Annotated in this window: 13 protein-coding genes, 2 rRNA genes and 1 riboswitch; of the genes, 7 read left to right on the forward strand and 8 right to left on the reverse strand. The window is 66.6% G+C overall.

What is annotated here, in order from left to right:
- Nucleotides 1-354 precede the first annotated feature (354 nt).
- The 3 genes from B840_RS03065 to B840_RS03075 all read left to right on the forward strand — a co-directional run bounded on the left by B840_RS03065 (nt 355) and on the right by B840_RS03075 (nt 6,581).
- Nucleotides 355-3,438 (forward strand): 23S ribosomal RNA (locus tag B840_RS03065).
- Nucleotides 3,439-3,586: 148 nt separating this feature from the next.
- A 5S ribosomal RNA gene (rrf, locus tag B840_RS03070) occupies nt 3,587-3,704 on the forward strand.
- A 342-nt stretch (nt 3,705-4,046) separates the two neighbouring features.
- The gene (locus B840_RS03075) at nt 4,047-6,581 is read left to right on the forward strand and encodes an ABC transporter permease (RefSeq protein ID WP_042620913.1); all 2,535 of its coding nucleotides are present in this window, start codon (nt 4,047-4,049) and stop codon (nt 6,579-6,581) included.
- A 2-nt stretch (nt 6,582-6,583) separates the two neighbouring features.
- Here B840_RS03075 and B840_RS03080 read toward each other — a convergent pair whose 3' ends face one another.
- From B840_RS03080 to B840_RS03095, 4 genes are all read right to left on the reverse strand, one after another.
- Nucleotides 6,584-7,687 (reverse strand): pyridoxal phosphate-dependent aminotransferase, encoded by a 1,104-nt coding sequence (locus tag B840_RS03080; RefSeq protein WP_229676598.1) that lies wholly within the window; start codon nt 7,685-7,687, stop codon nt 6,584-6,586.
- Nucleotides 7,688-7,731: 44 nt separating this feature from the next.
- A complete protein-coding gene (locus tag B840_RS03085) occupies nt 7,732-8,379 on the reverse strand; it encodes a DUF3239 domain-containing protein (protein WP_042620915.1) in 648 nt (215 codons plus the stop codon).
- 10 nt (nt 8,380-8,389) lie between these two features.
- Nucleotides 8,390-10,048, reverse strand: a complete 1,659-nt coding sequence (locus B840_RS03090) for a DNA repair helicase XPB (protein WP_042620916.1) — start codon at nt 10,046-10,048, stop codon at nt 8,390-8,392.
- A 195-nt stretch (nt 10,049-10,243) separates the two neighbouring features.
- A complete protein-coding gene (locus tag B840_RS03095; protein ID WP_042620917.1) occupies nt 10,244-12,502 on the reverse strand; it encodes a helicase-associated domain-containing protein in 2,259 nt (752 codons plus the stop codon).
- Between the two features lie 64 nt (nt 12,503-12,566).
- On the opposite strand from B840_RS03095, the gene B840_RS03100 reads away from it, so the two are divergent.
- Nucleotides 12,567-12,758 carry a hypothetical protein gene (locus tag B840_RS03100; RefSeq protein WP_042620918.1) on the forward strand — a complete coding sequence of 64 codons (192 nt, stop codon included), beginning with the start codon at nt 12,567-12,569 and terminating at the stop codon, nt 12,756-12,758.
- 154 nt (nt 12,759-12,912) lie between these two features.
- On the opposite strand, the gene B840_RS03105 is transcribed toward B840_RS03100, so the two are convergent.
- Nucleotides 12,913-13,542: a resuscitation-promoting factor Rpf1 domain-containing protein gene (locus tag B840_RS03105; protein ID WP_042620919.1), complete on the reverse strand. Its 630-nt coding sequence runs from the start codon at nt 13,540-13,542 to the stop codon at nt 12,913-12,915.
- Between the two features lie 6 nt (nt 13,543-13,548).
- Nucleotides 13,549-13,739, reverse strand: a riboswitch (cyclic di-AMP (ydaO/yuaA leader).
- Nucleotides 13,740-14,107: 368 nt separating this feature from the next.
- Here B840_RS03105 and B840_RS03110 point away from each other — a divergent pair.
- Nucleotides 14,108-14,491 carry a cold-shock protein gene (locus B840_RS03110; RefSeq protein ID WP_042622474.1) on the forward strand — a complete coding sequence of 128 codons (384 nt, stop codon included), beginning with the start codon at nt 14,108-14,110 and terminating at the stop codon, nt 14,489-14,491.
- Here the strand turns inward: B840_RS03110 and B840_RS03115 are convergent.
- The gene (locus tag B840_RS03115; RefSeq protein WP_042620920.1) at nt 14,488-15,027 is read right to left on the reverse strand and encodes a DUF2771 domain-containing protein; all 540 of its coding nucleotides are present in this window, start codon (nt 15,025-15,027) and stop codon (nt 14,488-14,490) included. The genes B840_RS03110 and B840_RS03115 overlap by 4 nt on opposite strands.
- Before the next feature lie 11 nt (nt 15,028-15,038).
- A complete protein-coding gene (locus B840_RS03120; protein ID WP_042620921.1) occupies nt 15,039-15,812 on the reverse strand; it encodes a glutaminyl-peptide cyclotransferase in 774 nt (257 codons plus the stop codon).
- A gap of 28 nt (nt 15,813-15,840) precedes the next feature.
- Between B840_RS03120 and B840_RS03125 the strand changes: the two genes are divergently transcribed.
- Nucleotides 15,841-16,551: a DUF3027 domain-containing protein gene (locus B840_RS03125; RefSeq protein WP_042620922.1), complete on the forward strand. Its 711-nt coding sequence runs from the start codon at nt 15,841-15,843 to the stop codon at nt 16,549-16,551.
- Here the strand turns inward: B840_RS03125 and B840_RS03130 are convergent.
- Nucleotides 16,548-17,255: an aminotransferase class IV gene (locus tag B840_RS03130; RefSeq protein WP_042620923.1), complete on the reverse strand. Its 708-nt coding sequence runs from the start codon at nt 17,253-17,255 to the stop codon at nt 16,548-16,550. The genes B840_RS03125 and B840_RS03130 overlap by 4 nt on opposite strands.
- A gap of 119 nt (nt 17,256-17,374) precedes the next feature.
- Here B840_RS03130 and B840_RS03135 point away from each other — a divergent pair, with 119 nt between their 5' ends.
- Complete coding sequence (locus tag B840_RS03135) at nt 17,375-18,835, forward strand: NCS2 family permease (RefSeq protein ID WP_042620924.1); 1,461 nt, start codon at nt 17,375-17,377, stop codon at nt 18,833-18,835.
- Nucleotides 18,836-18,837: the final 2 nt, after the last annotated feature.

An 18,837-nucleotide genomic window follows, 5' to 3' on the forward strand; every position in this document is an offset into this window, starting at 1 on the left:
GTGGGCGATGACAGCCAGAAGATAAGTCATGAACATGTAGACGGGTATGTTGGCACGCTGTTGGGTGTCTGGGACAACATGGTTGTTTCGGTGATCATCTGTGACTTGTCGCCTGCTGGTGGGATGGTCTGCTGCCTCTTTGTGGGGGTGGTGGGGTGTTTCTGGTGGGTGGTGGGGCAGGTGGTGTGTTGTGTGAGAACTGTATAGTGGACGCGAGCATCTTTATTTTTTTGTGTGCCGTATGCGCCGATGACCGTTGCGGTTCCTGTTGTGGGGGCCGGAGGGGTGGGTGTGTGCGGTGTGTTTTGTTCGAGTAGGTTCACCTGCCGGCGCCCGTTGGGGTGGCCGGTGGATGTGTGTTTGTGTAAGGGCACATGGTGGATGCCTTGGCATACTGGGCCGATGAAGGACGTGTGAGGCTGCGTTAAGCCTCGGGGAGCTGCCAACAGAGCGTTGATCCGAGGATGTCCGAATGGGGAAACCCGGCCGCCGTGATGGGCGGTCACCCTTCAGTGAATTCATAGCTGTTGTGGAGGTTGACGCGGGGAAGTGAAACATCTCAGTACCCGTAGGAAGAGAAAATAACTTTAATGATTCCGTTAGTAGTGGCGAGCGAACGCGGATGAGGCTAAACCGTGTGTGTGTGATACCCGGCAGGGGTTGCGCATGCGGTGTTGTGGGATGCGATGTGGGTGGTCTGCCGGCCATCTGCGCGTGCATGCGTGGTCAGCGGAAGTGGTCTGGGAAGGCCCACCGGAGTGGGTGAGAGTCCCGTACGTGAAGACTGTGTGTGGCGTGTTGTCGTATTCCCGAGTAGCAGCGGGCACGTGAAATCTGCTGTGAATCTGCCGGGACCACCCGGTAAGCCTAAATACCCAGTATGACCGATAGCGGATTAGTACCGTGAGGGAATGGTGAAAAGTACCCCGGGAGGGGAGTGAAATAGTACCTGAAACCGTGTGCCTACAATCCGTCAGAGCACCTCTTGTGTGTGATGGCGTGCCTTTGGAAGAATGAGCCTGCGAGTCAGCGGCATGTCGCGAGGTTAACCCGGTGAGGGGTAGCCGTAGCGAAAGCGAATACTAACTAGTGTGGATTAGTGGCATGTCCTGGACCCGAAGCGGAGTGATCTACCCATGGCCAGTGTGAAGCGACGGTAAGACGTCGTGGAGGCGCGAACCCACTTAGGTTGAAAACTGAGGGGATGAGTTGTGGGTAGGGGTGAAAGGCCAATCAAACTCCGTGATAGCTGGTTCTCCCCGAAATGCATTTAGGTGCAGCGTTGCGTGGTGCTTGCCGGAGGTAGAGCTACTGGTTGGTTGAGCGGGACTACAATCTTAGCAATGTCAGCCAAACTCCGAATGCCGGTTAAGTTAGCGCAGCAGTGAGACTGTGGGGGATAAGCTTCATGGTCGAGAGGGAAACAGCCCAGATCGCCGGCTAAGGCCCCTAAGGGTGTACTAAGTGGAAAAGGATGTGGGATCGCGAAGACAGCCAGGAGGTTGGCTTAGAAGCAGCCATCCTTGAAAGAGTGCGTAATAGCTCACTGGTCGAGTGGTCCTGCGCCGACAATGTAATGGGGCTCAAGTACACCGCCGAAGCCGCGGCAATGATCTCTTGGAGATTGTTGGGTAGGGGAGCGTCGTGCACGCGGTGAAGCAGTACCGTGAGGGGCTGTGGAGTGTGTGCGAGTGAGAATGCAGGCATGAGTAACGAATTGGCAAGTGAGAATCTTGCCCGCCGGATGACTAAGGGTTCCTGGGTCAAGTTCGTCTTCCCAGGGTGAGTCGGGACCTAAGGCGAGGCCGACAGGCGTAGTCGATGGACAACGGGTTGATATTCCCGTACCCGTGTATGTGCGCCCATGGTGAATCAGTGATACTAACCACCCATAATCCTTCCGTGTCGGGCTTTGCCCGGTGTGGTCGGGGCGTGCGTGGAGCCTGATCTGGTAGTAGCCAAGTGATGGGGTGACGCAGTGGGGTAGCCGTGCCACTTATTGGATTGTGGTGTAAGCGTGTAGCACGAGGGGACAGGTAAATCCGCCCCTCATATAAGTGTGAGACGTGATGCGTAGCCCCTTTGTGGGTGATGTCGGTGATCCCGTGCTGTCGAGAAAAGCCTCTAGCGATGTACATACATGGCCCGTACCCCAAACCGACACAGGTAGTCAGGTAGAGAATACTAAGGCGTTCGGGTGAACTGTGGTTAAGGAACTCGGCAAAATGCCCCCGTAACTTCGGGAGAAGGGGGGCCTGCGCTGGTGAAGCATCTTGCATGTGGAGCTGGTGTGGGTCGCAGAGAATAGAGGGAAGCGACTGTTTATTAAAAACACAGGTCCGTGCGAAAACGATAAGTTGATGTATACGGACTGACGCCTGCCCGGTGCTGGAAGGTTAAGAGGACCGGTTAGGGGAGTAATCCCCGAAGCTGAGAATTTAAGCCCCAGTAAACGGCGGTGGTAACTATAACCATCCTAAGGTAGCGAAATTCCTTGTCGGGTAAGTTCCGACCTGCACGAATGGCGTAACGACTTCCCTGCTGTCTCAACCACAGGCCCGGTGAAATTGCAGTACGAGTAAAGATGCTCGTTACGCGCGGCAGGACGAAAAGACCCCGGGACCTTCACTATAGCTTGGTATTGGTGTTCGGTTCGGTTTGTGTAGGATAGGTGGGAGACGTAGATCACATCACGCCAGTGGTGTGGGAGTCGTTGTTGAAATACCACTCTGATCGGACTGGACACCTCAACCTTGGCCCATGATCTGGGTCGGGGACAGTGCCTGGTGGGTAGTTTAACTGGGGCGGTTGCCTCCTAAATAGTAACGGAGGCGCCCAAAGGTTCCCTCAGCCTGGTTGGCAATCAGGTGTTGAGTGTAAGTGCACAAGGGAGCTTGACTGTGAGAGTGACAACTCGAGCAGGGACGAAAGTCGGGACTAGTGATCCGGCACCAACTAGTGGATGTGGTGTCGCTCAACGGATAAAAGGTACCCCGGGGATAACAGGCTGATCTTCCCCAAGAGTCCATATCGACGGGATGGTTTGGCACCTCGATGTCGGCTCGTCGCATCCTGGGGCTGGAGTAGGTCCCAAGGGTTGGGCTGTTCGCCCATTAAAGCGGCACGCGAGCTGGGTTTAGAACGTCGTGAGACAGTTCGGTCTCTATCCGCCGCGCGCGTAGAAACTTGCGGAAGGCTGTCCCTAGTACGAGAGGACCGGGACGGACGTACCTCTGGTGTGCCAGTTGTTCCGCCAGGAGCAGGGCTGGTTGGCTACGTACGGAAGGGATAACCGCTGAAAGCATCTAAGCGGGAAGCCTGTTTCAAGATGAGGTTTCATTTGAGGTTCCCCATAGATGATGGGGTTGATAGGCCGGATCTGGACGCACAGCAATGTGTGGAGGTGACCGGTACTAATACACCGACAACAACACACCACCCCCCACGTGTGGGAGGTGTGGACTTACGCACCGTAACAAAATCAAGCAAACACTCAAGGTTTGCCCGCGTCCACTATGCAGTATCTGACACAACACACCCGTATCACCGGGCACACCCCCCCAGGGGGGTGTTGTTCCGAGGGTGTGTCGGTGGTTGATAGCGGCAGGGAAACGCCCGGTCCCATTCCGAACCCGGAAGCTAAGCCTGCCCGCGCCGATGGTACTGCACCCGGGAGGGTGTGGGAGAGTAGGTTACCGCCGACACTAAAACATACACAACTGAATAAACATGACCCCCGGTAGGGGTCGGTACCCGGTCATCCGGGATGCCGGCCTCCACCGGGGGTCTACTCGTCGTTCCCGGCACCGACAGAGACAGATCACTGGCCCTCACGGCTGTCGTCAAGAAAGGTTCGCCTATTCTGAGACGAGGTTGAAGGTTTCCGAGAGCTGCCACATCGCGTGCCGGCCGCCGGCGGCCGGAAGTAGCCGGCTGTGCGTTTCCGCCCGTTCATAGAGCAGGCCGGCTGCCCGAAGGGACTTCTCGTCCGTCACAGGAGGGCACTCACGCAGTCATGACGAACATTGAATAGGACAAGCGCACCGATGAACTCTCTCCCGATCCAGCGCAAGCTCTCCCTGCGCAACATCGGAGCCCACAAACTTCGTCTGATCATGACGGTCCTCGCGGTGGTGCTGGGGACCAGTTTCGTGTCGGGCGGCTTCATCCTCTCTGCGTCGCTGTCGAAGGCCTTCGACGACATCATCACCGTAAGTTACGAAGGTTCGGACCTGGTGATGCAGTCCACTCCCGATTACCCCCTCACACGCGACATGGGCGACGACATCGCCGCCCGCCACGACGTGGAGAAGGTCGAGGTGACGGACATGCAGTCGATCGTGCTCATCGGTCCGGACGGCTCTCCCTACCAGTCCGGCGGAGCGGGTTCCTGGCTGCTGCCTTTCTCTTCTCCCGAGGAGGCTGTCACCGACAGCAGCGCGACGATCCTCGAGGGCCGGTCGCCGGCATCCTCAGGGGAGGCGGTCATCAATGCGGGGGCGGCGGAACGCTCCGGAATCGTCCCGGGGGACACCATCACTGTCATCAACACGGAGAAGCGGGCTGAGCTGGAGGTCGTCGGGCTGACGGAACTGTCCACCTCAACCGGCGGCTGGGCGGGAGTGCAGGTGGCGCCCGAGGTCTACCAGACGGAGTTCTCCGACGGGGAGAGCGCCAGCCGCATTCTCATCCGGGGCGATGTGACCGAGGAGACGCTCGCGGGGATGTACCCGGGTTTCGACGTCGCCACGTCCGAAGAGGCGGCGGAGCGGGAGACGGAGGAGATCTCCTCCCTGCTCGCGTTCTTCACCTACATTCTCGGGGCCTTCGGGCTCATCGCGCTGCTCGTGGGCACCTTCATCATCTCCAACACCTTCTCCATGATCGTCGCGCAGCGGACGAAGGAGTTCGCGCTGCTCCGTGCGGTGGGTATGTCCCGGCAGCAGCTGACTGGTTCAGTGCTGGCGGAGGCTGTGGTTATCGGCCTCATCGGTTCCGCGGCGGGCATCGGCGTGGGCATCGGCCTGGTCCGTGTCATCGTCACCGTGATGGAGGCGTTCGGGCTCGGTTTCCCGGATTCCGGACTCGCGGTGGACGCCGGCAGCATCATCATCCCGCTCGTCGTGGGGGTGGCGGTCACCGTGCTCAGCGCCTGGGTCCCCGCCCGCCGGGCCGGTGCGGTCCACCCCGTGCGGGCGATGCGCATGGGCGACCAGGCGAGCACCCAGCCGGTGAAGGGGCGGAGCCTGGCCGGTGCGGTCCTGCTGCTCATCGGTGTGGTCGTCACGGCTTTCGCCGCCTTCATGACGGAATGGTCCACCACCGAACGGGCGGTGCTCACCGGGGTGGGGGCCCTGGCGCTCATCACCGGTGTGGTGCTTGCCCTGGCGGGGCTGATCAGGGTCATCTACACGGTCCGCCCGCCCGGCGGGGGAGTGGTTCCGCTGCTGGCCGGAACGAACCTGGCGCGCAGCCCCCGCCGTTCCGCGGCCACGTCCTTCGCCCTCACACTCGGTGTGGCACTGGTGTCGGTGGTGGGCATCCTCGGGGCGTCGATCTCGGCGTCGGTCTTCGGTGCCATCGACGAGGAACTCCGGGCGGACACCGTGGTGTCCTCCGGGCTCATCGCCAGCCAGGGGATCCCCGGCCGGGCGGCCGAGGACGTGGCGGCGCTCGACGGCGTGGCCGCCGTCGTACCGAGCATCTGGGTGCCCATGAGCGTCGGCGGGAAGATCGGCAACACGGACGGGGTGAGCGGGCTGACCCTCGCGTTGACCGTGGATCCGAACGCTGCTTACGTCCTCGACGTGGTGGCCGGCGGCTTCGACGGTATCGCCGCCCGCCCGGGGGCGGGTCTGAGCCGGTCCGCCGCGCAGGATCTGGGGGTGAGCGTGGGCGACACCGTGGAGGTCACCTCTCCGGTAACGACGAACACAGCCCGGGTGCCGGTGGTGGTGGTCTGGGAGGACGCTGCGGCGTTCACTCCGGTGGCGGTCACCGAGGCGACCGCGCAGGAGATCCTGCCGGGCCGCGATTCCTGGTTCACCCAGAACCTCTTCGTCACCTTCGATGAGGGGGCCGACGCAGAGGCGGTGCACCGGGCGGTCGTCGACACGATCAACCCCTACGGCGTGCTGCAGGTGCTGACGAAGGACGAGTACGGCGTCTCCAGCGCCGAGCAGATCCGGCAGCTCCTCGCGTTGGTCTACGCCCTGCTGGCGCTCAGCGTGGTCATCGCGGTGCTGGGCATCATCAACACCCTGGTGCTGTCGATCATGGAGCGCCGGCACGAATTCGGCATGCTGCGGGCCGTGGGGATGCAGCGCAGCCAGATCGGCCGGATGGTCACCATCGAGTCCGTCCATATCGCGGTGCTCGGCGCTGTTGTGGGCATCATCAGCGGAGTGTGGCTGGGCTGGTGCTTCGTCCGGACGTTGAGCGACCAGGGCATCACCCGGTGGGCGATCCCCTGGGATCAGATGGCGCTCATCCCGGTGGCGGCCGTGGCGGTGGGAGTCGTGGCCGCGATCTGGCCCGCCCGCCGGGCGGCGCAGACCTCGCCGCTGCGTGCGGTCGAGTAGAACTAGAGGGACTGCAGCTTCTCGACCCCCAGCCGCAGGGTGTCGTGGCGTTTGCCGAAGGCGAAGCGGACCTTCGTCCGCCACGGACCGGGATCGTCGCAGAAGACCTGGACCGGGATCGCGGCCACGCCGATCCTCCCGGGCAACCCGAGACAGAATTCGACGCCGTCGGTTTCCCCGAGGGCGGAGATGTCGGCCACCACGAAGTAGGTTCCGTGGGTGTCGTGGACCTGCAGGCCCGCGTCCCTCAGCCCGGCGGCCAACAGGTCCCGGCCCTCGGCCAGCTCGGCGACCATGCCTGTCAGCCACTCGGATTCTTCGTTGAGGGCGTGGGCCACCGCGGGCTGGAAGGGGGTGGCGCCGACGTAGGACATGAACTGCTTGGCCTTGAGGACGGCGTCGAGAAGCGGCGCGGGGGCCAGCGCCCAGCCGGTCTTCCAGCCGGTGACGTTCCACGACTTCGCGGCCGAGGACACGGTGACTGTGCGTTCGAACATGCCGGGCAGGGCGGCGAGGGCGGTGTGGGCGCGGCCGTCGAAAAGCAGGTTCTCGTACACCTCGTCCGACAGGACCAGCAGGTCGCGCTCGACGCAGACCGCGGCCAATCCTGCCAGCACCTCCCGGGAGAAGACGGAGCCGGTGGGGTTGTGCGGGGAGTTGACGATGATCATCGACGTGCGCTTCGTGACGGCCGCCCGGACGGCATCGACGTCTACCGTCCAGGTCGCGCCGTCCGGCACCAGCGGGACCGCCACGCGCTGCGCGCCGGCCAGAGCGATGGCGGCGGCGTAGGCGTCGTAACAGGGCTCGAGGACGATCACCTCGGAACCCGGCTCGACGAGGCCGAGCACGGCCGCGGAGATCGCCTCCGTGGCGCCCACGGTCACCAGCACCTCCGCCCCGGGGTCGTAGGTGACCTGATGGTCGCGGGCGCGCTGGGCTGCCACTGCCTCGCGGAGCACCGCCATGCCGCGGCCCGGGCCGTACTGGTTGTTGCCGGCGCGGATCTGTTCGCAGGCGATCTCGAGCATGCGGGCGGGACCGTCGGAATCGGGGAAGCCCTGGCCGAGGTTCACCGCGTCGAACTCGGCGGCTTTCGCGCTCATGGTCGCGAAGACGGTCTCGCCGAAGGGGCGCAGCCGGGCGACGGTCACAGGACGAGGAGGTTGTAGCGGGTGGCCTTGGCGTCGTCGAGACGCTTGCGGGCCTTGTCCAGCCGGGCCCACTGGTCCTCCGGGATCGCCCGGCGGGCGGTGTTGACCACGTCTTCGTCGGGGGTGCCCCAGGCGATGGGCATGGGGGAGATCTCGTCCCAGTGCTCTTCGTCGCGCACGCTGCGGCGGCCCTGGACAGCGGCCACGGGGATGCGGGTGCCCAGCTTCGGCTCCTTGATGCCGTTGATGCGCGTTACGGTGCGCAGCGCAGCCCCCCAGCGGGGCGGGAGCTTCGGGTCGACGTTGGTGTTGACCAGCGCCATGATGACGTAGTCGCGTTCGTTGGTCTCGGCGATGACCGCCGGGGCGAGCGGGTAGGTGTCGTAGAGCTGCTGCGCGCCGCCGACCTTGCGGGGCACCGCGACCGCCAGGAAGAAGCTGAGCAACGCGAACGTCAGCGCGACGATGCCGCCGGCCAGCCCCCAGACCTCGCCCTGTCCCACCCAGAAGTACAGGGCCGCGGCGAACCCGAGGAGGATCACCCCGAACACGACCGCCGACGTCTGCAGCCGCCGGGTGTCCTTGAGCATCTCGTTGTTCCGCTTCGCGAACGCCTCGTCCACCTCGAACTTGAAAACCTTCATGCCGAACAGCCTAACCAAGCTGGTCGAGGTCGTCGGCATCGACGATGCGGTAGGCGTAACCCTGTTCGGCGAGGAAACGCTGGCGGTGGGCGGCGTACTCCGAGTCCAGGGTGTCGCGGGAGACGACGGAATAGAAGTGCGCCTCGCCGCCGTCGGCCTTGGGCCGCAGCAGCCGGCCGAGGCGCTGGGCCTCCTCCTGGCGCGAACCGAAGGTGCCGGACACCTGGATGGCCACGGCCGCCTCCGGCAGGTCGATGGAGAAGTTCGCCACCTTGCTCACCACGAGGACGGAGAGCTCGCCCGAGCGGAATTTCCCGAACAACTCCTCGCGCCGTTTGTTGGAGGTGCGGCCCTCGATGAGGGGGGCGTCGAAACGCGCCGCGAGTTCCTCCAGCTGGTCGATGTAGGCGCCGATGATCAGCGTCGGCTGGCCCTCGTGCCTGGCCAGGAGCTTCTCGACGACCCGCATCTTGCCCGCCGCGCCAGCCGCCAGCCGGTAGCGGTCGGCGGTCTCGGCGATGGCGTAGGTCATGCGCTCCGCCTCCGTCATGGTGGTGCGCACCTCCACACAGTCGGCGGTGGCGATGAAGCCCATGGCCTCGATGTCCCGCCACGGGGCGTCATAACGCTTCGGGCCGATCAGCGAGAAGACATCGCCCTCGCGGCCGTCCTCGCGCACCAGCGTCGCCGTCAGTCCCAGGCGGCGGCGCGACTGCAGATCGGAGGTCATGCGGAAGACGGGGGCGGGCAGCAGGTGGACCTCGTCGTAGATGATCAGGCCCCAGTCGCGGGAGTCGAAGAGCTCCAGCGCGCGGTACTCGCCCTTCGTCCTGCGGGTGACCACCTGATACGTGGCGATGGTCACCGGGCGGATCTCCTTCCGCTCACCGGAGTACTCGCCGATCTCGTCTTCAGTGAGCGTGGTGCGGCGCAGCAGTTCGTTGCGCCACTGCCGCCCGGCGACGGTGTTGGTCACCAGGATCAGCGTGGTGGCCTGGGCCCGTGCCATCGACGCGGCGCCCACCATCGTCTTGCCCGCCCCGCAGGGCAGGACGATCACGCCGGAGCCTCCCTCCCAGAAGGAGTCGGCGGCGTAGCGCTGGTAGTCGCGCAGCTCCCAGTCCTCGTTCTCGGTGGACAGGGCGATGGGGTGGGCTTCGCCGTCGACGTAACCCGCCAGGTCCTCGGCCGGCCAGCCGACCTTGAGCAGTTCCTGCTTGAGACGGCCGCGCTCCGAGGGGTGGACGGCGATGTTCTGCGCGTCGATGAGCTCGCCCAGCATCGGGCTGATCTTCTTGTGCCGGCGCAGCTCCGCCAGAATCGCGGGTTCCGCCGACTCCAGCACCAGCCCGTGGGCGGGGTGTTTGTGCAGACGGACGCGGCCGTAGCGGGACATGGTCTCCGCGACGTCGACGAGCAGCGGTTGGGGGACCGGGAACCGCGAGTAGCGCTCCAGCGTGTCCACCACCTGCTCCGCGTCGTGCCCCGCGGCGCGGGCGTTCCACAGCGCGAGCGGGGTGATGCGGTAAGTGTGGACGTGTTCCGGGGCGCGCTCGAGTTCCGCGAAGGGGGCGAGCGCGGCCCGGGCGTCCCCGGCCGCGGCGTGGTCGATCTCCAGCAGGACGGTCTTGTCGGACTGGACGATCAGCGGGCCATCCCCGAATGCCATGTCATGCTCCTGACTGATAAGTGTGCAGCATTCCATTATGGCAGGCGGGTCAAGTCCCCTGCGGGGGTTGTTCAGTCCCCGTCCGCGTTGGAGTCGCCCCGGTTGAACACCAGTGCGTGGCCGACCGCCGGCAGCGTGCCCGCGCACAGGTAGAGGACGATCATGTGTAGGTCCGCGGAGGTGGACTCGGCGGGATCAGCCCAGCAGAACCTCGGTAATGCGGTGCAGCATGAAACGCTGCACCTGCCCCGTCACCTCGTCCAGGGCATCCACCTGCCCGCCGGTCACGGTCAGCGGGGTCACCGTGCGGTGCACCGCGCGCCCGTGCTTGTCGACGAACCCGAGCGTCACCGTTCGTCCGCCCCGCGCGGCCGCCTGGAGCAGGGCGAGCGTGGTCTGGGTGTCCGCGCCGGAGACGGCGGCACCCGCCTCCTTCGCCCCGTCCGCCCGGCGGATCGCAGCGACGGCGGCGCTGATCCGGGACTCGTCCAGCTGGTGCGGCGCCCGCGCCGGAATGTCCGGGGCGGGCAGGCGGGCTGGCTTCGGCCGGATGTCCAGCGCCGCGCCCGTGGCATCCTCGGCGACCGGCTGGAACCCGGCCTCCCGCAGCGCCTCGATGACCCGCACCAGCGGCGCCTGCGCCACCGCGACCGTCGGGGCGATCACCTTCAGCGCCACCCGCTCCGCGGCGGGGGTGCGCGCAGCCTCGGCGAGCAGCGAGGGGTCGTCGCAACGCAGGTAGCTCATCGCCGGTCCGCCCCGCAGGGTCCCGTGCCGGCGCGCGACATCCTCGATGAGGTAGGTGACCGACTGCGGGACCTCCCCGAGGGTGTGGTCCGCCAGCCAGGTGCGGAGCTCCTCTGCCGTACGGCCCGTGTCCAGCGCCCGGCGCACCGAGGTTTCCGTCACGCGGTACACGCTGGCCAGGCCCGCGGACTCCAGTTCGCCGAGCAGGTCCAGCTCGGTCTGCAGGCTCCGGGGCAGGGGGCCCGGGGCCAGGATCGTCATGTCCCCCTGGGCGATGACGCGCTCGACGGTGCCGGGCGTGACCTCCTGGGCCACCGCCAGCGCGTCCGCCTCCGGGTCGAGCAGCGCGCGAAGCACGGAGGTCGCCGTTCCGCGGGACAGTGCGCCGATCCAGCGGGCCTCGTCGACGATGGCGGCGACCGTCGCCTCCGGCAGGAGGGTGGCCGCGACGGGACGGGTGAAAAAGAGATCGTCGCGCATCTCCTCCCCGCCCACGTCCACCCCTTCGGCCGCCAGGGCGAAACGGCTGACCACCAGCCGCCGGTGCTCCGCCAGATGGGGGCGCTTCATCTCGTCGCCGAGCAGCCGGACGGGCTGCCGCTTCTCGCCGGCGGTGCCGATCAGCCACGGCGCCCACGGTGAATCCAGCCATCCGGCCAGCATCGCCACCCATCGGGTCGCCAGATCGGAGTCCAGCCACCCGTCGGCCGCGAGGGTGGGGGAGAGGTAGTCGGAGCCCTCGTCGCGGACGGGCAGCGGGGACGGCTCGCCACGTCCCAGCAGGCCGGCGGCGACGCCGAGGCTGACCAGCCGGTGGATCTCCGCCTCCTCCACGGTGAGCGCACGCGCCAGCGACGTCACGGCGCGGACTCCCACACCGCCCTCCTTGAGCAACGGGGCGGGGGTCTCGCCGAGCAGCTCGATCAGCTGCCGGAGATGCCGCGCCACCTCCAGGCCGGCACCGGCGCCCGCCTGGTCGGCGCGGTCGCGCGCCCGCTCGTCGGCGGGGGTCTCCCCGAGCACGCGGGGGGAGGGGACCAGGGGCCGGCGCACGACGTCCCCGCCCCGCAGGAGCGCCCGGACACGGCGGGGCAGTCGCACGGTGCCCGCATCCACCCGCACGAGCAGACCGGCGTCGATCAGCTGCGCCACGGGGTGAGCGGGGTCGGCGTCCGCCGCCGCGTGCCTGGTGCGCCCCACTCCGCCGGAGTTCAGCAGCGTGTCCAGGATCGCACGCTGCGAATCGGGCAGATCTTCGACGGCGTCCGGGGACAGCGCCGCGGGGGCGTCGTCCAGCAGCTGCCAGTCCGGCGGCAAGGAGGACATGGCCTCCGCCGTGATCCGCATCCCCTCCGCCGGCCCGTAACAGAGCGCCAGTTCGCGCAGCCGCCCCACGGCTGCCTCCACCTGGTCCGGGTCCGCGCCGGTCGCCGGGCACACCGCATTGACGACGTCCGTCTCCGTCACCGCGGCCAGCTCCCCGCCGAGGTTGGCGGCGGCCTCGAGCACCGCCAGCTCCAGGGCGGTCAGGGTGCGCACCGCCCGCCCCACGGAGGCGCGCAGCTGCAACCGGGCGGCCAGGGGGGTGATGCCCGGGGGTAAGGGGAGCGCGACGTCGGGACGGAGGCGGAGCAGATTCGCCAGTTCGTGGTCGTCGCGCTGAGCCAACCAGGCACGGAAATCGGGGCTTTCGGGGGTGGTAGACATGGTTCCGCCGATTTTAGTTGCAGTTCAAGTTACTTTTCCGCGACAGGTTTGCAAGAATGTGGGCATGGCTAACGTTGAGAAAAAGGGCTACGTCGATCCGGGCTGGCCGAAGCACATCCCGCGGACCGACGGCCACGTGGTGACCGAAATTACCTCCACCCTGGCTGGCGCGTCCAGCCCCTACGGCGACGATCTGGTTCTTCCGCGTCCGGCGGAAGAGCTCGGCTACGTCCACCCCTACACCCGCTTCAACTAGCAGTACACGGGAATCCTCTCCCGGACACCGCGGATCCCCCGCGCGCCGGCCTCTCCAGGGGCGGTGCGCGGGGGATTTGCTGTGCGGAAGGCGCCAAAGAGCAGGGCTCCCGACCTCTGGTGAGGTTGGGAGCCCTGCTGCGGCTGGTGCGCTATTAGAGGCCGAGCGCGGAGTCGATGGCGCCGCGGTTCGCGCCGTAGAAGGCGTCGAAGTTGTGGCGGTTGGCGTTGTAGGCGGCCTCGAGGCCGGCCGGAACGGGAGCGCCGTACTGGGCCAGGGTGTCGCTGACCAGGTTGAAGAGGGCGTCGACAGCGAGCTCGTCGGAGGAGGTCCCGGCGGCGGAGGTGGTTGCCTCGGACTTGGCGACGACCTGCTGGACCTGGGCCGGGGCGGCGGAGGCGGCAGACGCGTCACGCGGGGTCGGGGCGGAGTTCAGCCCCAGCTTGGCGGAGCAGGCGGGCCATGCGCCCCAGCCCTGGCCGGCGAGGGTCTTCTCGGCGACGGCGATCTGCTGCTCGCGGGTGGCCTGGTAGGCGTAGGGGGCGAACTGCTGGCCGCCGTAGGCGTTCCAGGTGGAGGGGGAGAACTGCAGGCCGCCGTGGTAGCCGTTGCCCGTGTTGATCTGCCAGTTGCCGCCGGCCTCGCACTGGGCCAGACGGTCCCAGTCGGAGTCCGGTGCTGCGGCGGCGGCGGGGGCCAGGAGGGCGGCCGCGGTGCCGAAGGCGGCGGTGGTGGCTGCGAGCTTGGCTGCGGCGGAGAAGGACTTGCGGTTGTGACGTGCCATGTTGCGTGTTCCTCTCATGGTCGCCTGCGAGGTGAGCTGTCGGGTTCGGGCTGAGGATCACTGTGCCCGGCCTCACTGCTGTGAGGCTTCACCCCGAGGGCGGAGGCTTCCGCTGGAAGCCGCCGACCGGTGCGGGCCTGGGTGGGCCCGCGGTGGTTTCCCCGCCCCTGTCCACATGGATCTGGTGGGTATCTGGTGCACTGTGCTGCGCGGCCGTCCGCCTCCTGGACAGGGTTCGGCGTTGGTGGCGGTAGAACGGTCCTGCGCTGTGCCTGCCGCATACGATAACGTTTTGTAACGTTTCAGTCACGCTAAACTCACAAATGAGCCACTCCCGCGCTGAGCGGAAGCATAGGAAGCCTGAGAATCGGCAGGTCACCGCATCCCGTTCCGTTAATGTGATTCGAGACACACTTATGGGGCCGGCGCATTCCTCCGGGTTTCCCGTGGAGGATCGGGGGCCGCCGAAAGTCGGCGATTCCCCCGTCCGCGGAAATATCGTCGCCCCACCCCGGAGGGGTATACTCATTCCTTCACGAACAACAGGAAGGGACAGGTGAGCACAGTGCCAATCGGCAAAGTGAAGTGGTACGACGCCGATAAAGGATTCGGATTCGTCTCCAACCCGGGGGACGAAGATGTGTTTGTGGCCAAGCAGGTGCTTCCTGAGGGGGTCGAAGAACTGACCGCCGGCCAGCGCATCGAATTCGACTTCGCTGCCGGCCGCCGCGGACCGCAGGCGTTGCGTGTGAAGGTGCTGGACACCCCGCGCCGCCGCCCCGTCCACCGCCACAAGCCCGAGGAGCTGGGCAGCATGGTCCAGGATCTGATGACCGTCCTGGAGTCGCAGATCCAGCCGGGCCTCGCCGCCGGGCGCTACCCGGACCGCCAGGTGGGCCGCCAGGTCGCAGAGATCCTCCGCGCGGTGGCGAAGGAACTCGACAGCTAGTCGGCCTGTTCTCCCATGGTGCTCAGGGACCACACGGTGGCGTAGGGGGTCTCCTCGCCAGCGTCGTCGAGTCCGATCATCGCCGAGGAAATCTCCACCACCATGAGGCGGGGCCGCTCCCCGCCCTCGCTGAGGGGGTCGACGGAACCGGGGATGTCCACCGATTCGGCGTCGTAGGCGCCGTGCAGCTGCTGGTCGTTGGCCGCCGGATCGTCGTAGATCATGAGCAGCTGCCAGTCGTGATCGTGGATCGCCTCGGGGATCTCGAGGACGAGGGTGTCGTCCGGGCCGACGGGGAGGTTGGGGACCTCACCCTCCGGGCACTCCAGCCCGGGTTCACAGACCAGGTACGGGGGGACCTCGAGGGAGGCGTCGCCCACGCGGGCAGTCACGGTGACGTCCCCCGGTTCCGGGCCCGGCCGGTTGTTCCACCAGCTCTGGGCGAGGACCGCGGCGACGATGATGATCACCACGGCGATGAGGAGAGCGAGAAACTGCAGGAGCGACCTCTGCCGCGCCTTCTTGGGTGTGGCCATGGCACATCATCCTACTGGGCGGGGGCGAGCTCGACTTCGTAGAGGTCGGGCCAGCGTTTCCCCGTCATCAGGAAGCGGTCGGTGCCGGGCAGGTGCGCGATCCCGTTGAGGACATGGTTGGGGTCGGCGGCCGCGTTGTTCGGCAGCCCGGAGGCGTCGATGACGGCGGTGACGGCACCGTCGGCGCCGATACGCAGGATGTCGGTGCTGAGGAACACGTTGGCGTAGATGTCCTCCCCGACGCACTCGAGCTCGTTGAGGCCGCTGCGGCCCGCGCCGTCGAGGGTGACGCTGAACCGGCCGAGCTCCTTGAAGGTGTCCGGGTCGAGACGGCGGAGCTGGTCGCTGCCGTCGGACATGATCAGTTCCTCACCGGTCGAGCACAGTCCCCACCCCTCGCCGGGGTAGGCGGCTCGGCCGATCTCGTCGAGCGTTCCGACGTCGCGCTTCACGGCCACTCCGTCCTGCCAGGTCAACTGCCAGATGTGGGCCCCGTGGCGGGTGACGCCCTCCCCGAAGTAGGACGGATCCAGGTCCGCGGAGACGAGCTCCTCCCCTTCGAGGGTGCTGCGGTAGATGCGGGACTGCCCCTGCCATCCGGTGCCCACGAGGAGTGTGCCGCCCTCCTCGACCTCGAGCCCCTGGGTGAAGCTCGACTCGTCGAAGGGGTGGACCGCCACTATCCGGGGCACCAGCTGCTCGATCTCGGCAGCCCCGGGGGTGCAGGACGAGGCGCCGAAAGAGGACAACGCGAGGAGCGCGCCGGCGGTTTCTCGAAGACCCATGCCCTCATCATGCCGTACATGGCCCATAATGGGGGACGTGTCCGCCTCTCAACGCCGCAGGAAATCTGCTCAGCAGCGCAGTCCGCTTCTCGACGCCAGCGCCGTCGACCTCGCCCGAACCGCCCTGGAGGAACTCGGGGAGGGGCCCGTCGGGGAACACATCGGTGTCCAGGGACTCACGAAGAATGTCGCCACCCACCGGTTCGCCGCGGAGGTGCCCGGCTACAGCGGCTGGGAGTGGAACGCCGTCCTGGCGTGCGCCTCCGGCTCGAGCCACGTCACCGTCAACGAACTCGCCCTCGTGCCCGCCCCGACGGGTGAAGCGCTCCGGGCTCCCGAATGGGTGCCCTGGGCCGACCGGATCCGCCCCGGCGACCTCGGGCCCGGCGACCTCATGCCGCCGGAACCCGGCGACGAGAGGCTCGCCGAGTCGGAGGACGGCCGACTGGTCCTGTCGGCGAAGGGCCTGGAGGACGCGAAGCAGCGCTGGCGCACCGGCGACTACGGCCCCACCAGCGAGTTCGCGGAGAAAGCGGCGTTGAGCTGCCGGACCTGCGCGTTCTTCGTCCCTGCGGGGGAGCCGCTCGGCGAGAATTTCGGCGCGTGCGTCAACGTGTTCTCGGCCGACGGGCATATCGTCCACGCCGCCTACGGTTGCGGCGCGCACTCCGAGACCCCGCCGGACATGCTCCTCGAGGAAGCACCCGACGCCTTCGACGACGAGTACCCGATCTTCTAGATCTCCCCGGCCAGCTCCCACATCCGCTGGTTGATCTCCCGGTGGGTGGGGGCGCCCATGCGCGGGGGATTCAGGTTGCGCGGGGCCAGCACCGAGCCGTACTCGCGCCAGCCGGTCACCTTGCGCACGCCCTCCACGGAGTTGAGGAACCAGGTCTCGTTGCCCCGCAGCTGCGGCATGGTCAGCCCCTCCGGGTGTTCCACCACGCTGAGCCCCGCGTCGGTGAGCATCTCCAACGCCGCGTCCAGCGTGATCGAGTCGGAGGCGCGCGGGTGGGCCGAGATGTTGACGGTCCCCTCGCGGAGGAAGAGGATGGCGGAGAAGACGCCCGAGATGACGTTCCCGCGTTGGTCGATGAGCATTCCCGCGTCGGAACCGGAGTGGCGCAGCATATTGAGGTGCCGTATCTGCCAGCCGAAGTCAGGGCCCTTCCGGGTGGGGTGGCGGCGCTGGTCGAGGATTCCCTCGGCGTCGACGGTGATCTCCTCGGCGGGCATGATCGACGGGTGGAGCTCCACCGTCACGGTGGTGCTGCCCACCCGCACCAGTGGCCGGTAGATGCCGTTGCCGGCCTCGCGGAGCTGGGTGCGGACCTCATCGACCATGCCCGGATCGAAAGAGGTCTCTTCCCGGAGGCGGGCGAGGTGGGCGTCCAGATTGGCGACACGATGATCGCGCATGAGAAAGGTCGAGGCGTACAGCACGGGGGCTTCTCCTTGTAGTCGACCATTTAATCTACCCAAAAATTGTGCACTACAGTTCCAGGTGGGAGATTTACGACGTAAGCATATCCTCACCCGGAGCCTGAACAGGGGAACCTCGCATGACCGCTGGACTGAAGACAGAAAATCCGAGTGCCCTAGACAGGTACTTCCACATCACCGAGCGGGGCTCGACGGTCAGCGGTGAGATCCGCGCGGGCGTCGTGACCTTCTTCGCGATGGCGTACATCGTCATCCTCAACCCGCTGATCATCGGCACCACCCCAGACGTCAACGGCACCACCCTGGGCATTCCCCAGGTGGCCGCCGCCACCGCGCTGGCCGCCGGCGTGATGACGATCGCCTTCGGCCTCATCGCCCGCTACCCCTTCGGCATCGCCGCGGGCCTGGGGCTCAATACCCTGGTGGCCGTCACCCTGGTCGCCGGCGAAGGCCTCACCTGGCCGGAGGCCATGGGTCTGGTGGTCCTCGACGGTGTGGTCATCGTGCTGCTGGCAGTCTCCGGTTTCCGCACCGCGGTCTTCCGTGCCATCCCGCCGTCGATGAAGGCGGCGATGGGCGTGGGCATCGGCCTGTTCATCGCCATCATCGGCTTCGTCGACGCGGGCTTCGTCCGCCGCATCCCCGACGCCGCCGGCACCACCGTGCCCGTCGGCCTGGGCATCGACGGGTCCGTGTCCTCCTGGCCGACCGTCACGTTCGTCCTCGGCCTGATCATCTGCGGTTTCCTGGTGGTCCGCAAGATCCGCGGAGGCCTGTTCCTGGGCATTCTGGCCACCACCATCATCGCCATGATCGTGGAAGCTCTCACCGATTCCGGCCCCTCTTTCGTCGACGGCGAGCCCAACCCCTCCGGCTGGTCGCTGGCAGTGCCGGTCCTCCCCGAAAGCTTCGGCGGCGTGCCGGACCTGTCCATCGTCGGCGCGGTCGACATCTTCGGGGCGTTCACCCGCATCGGTGCGATCGCCGCCTCGCTGCTGGTGTTCACCCTGGTCCTGGCCAACTTCTTCGACGCGATGGGCACCATGACGGCCCTGGGCAAGCAGGGCAAACTCGTCGACGAGAACGGCGAGCTGCCCCAGATGAAGAAGGCCCTGGTTGTCGAGGGCTTCGGCGCCATCGTCGGCGGCGCGACCTCCTCGTCCTCCGCCACCGTCTACGCGGACTCCGCCGCGGGCGTCGGCGACGGCGCGCGCACCGGCCTGGCGAACATCGTCACCGGTCTGCTCTTCCTGCTGGCCATGTTCCTCACCCCGCTCTACGAAGTCGTCCCGATCGAGGCCGCCGCGCCCGTGCTGGTCATCGTCGGCGCGATGATGATGGCCCAGATCACCGACATCGAGTGGACGAAGTTCCACATTGCTCTGCCGGCCTTCCTCACCATCGTGGTCATGCCCTTCACCTACTCCATCGCCAACGGCATCGGCGTCGGCTTCATCGCCTTCGCCCTGATGTCGGTGGCCGCCGGCAAGACCCGGGAGGTCCACTGGATCATGTGGCTGGTCTCCGCGCTGTTCATCGCCTACTTCGGCATGGACCCGCTCCTCGAGGCCATCGGTTAGAC

This window comes from Corynebacterium marinum DSM 44953 (genome assembly GCF_000835165.1).
Classification (GTDB): Bacteria; Actinomycetota; Actinomycetes; order Mycobacteriales; family Mycobacteriaceae; genus Corynebacterium; species Corynebacterium marinum.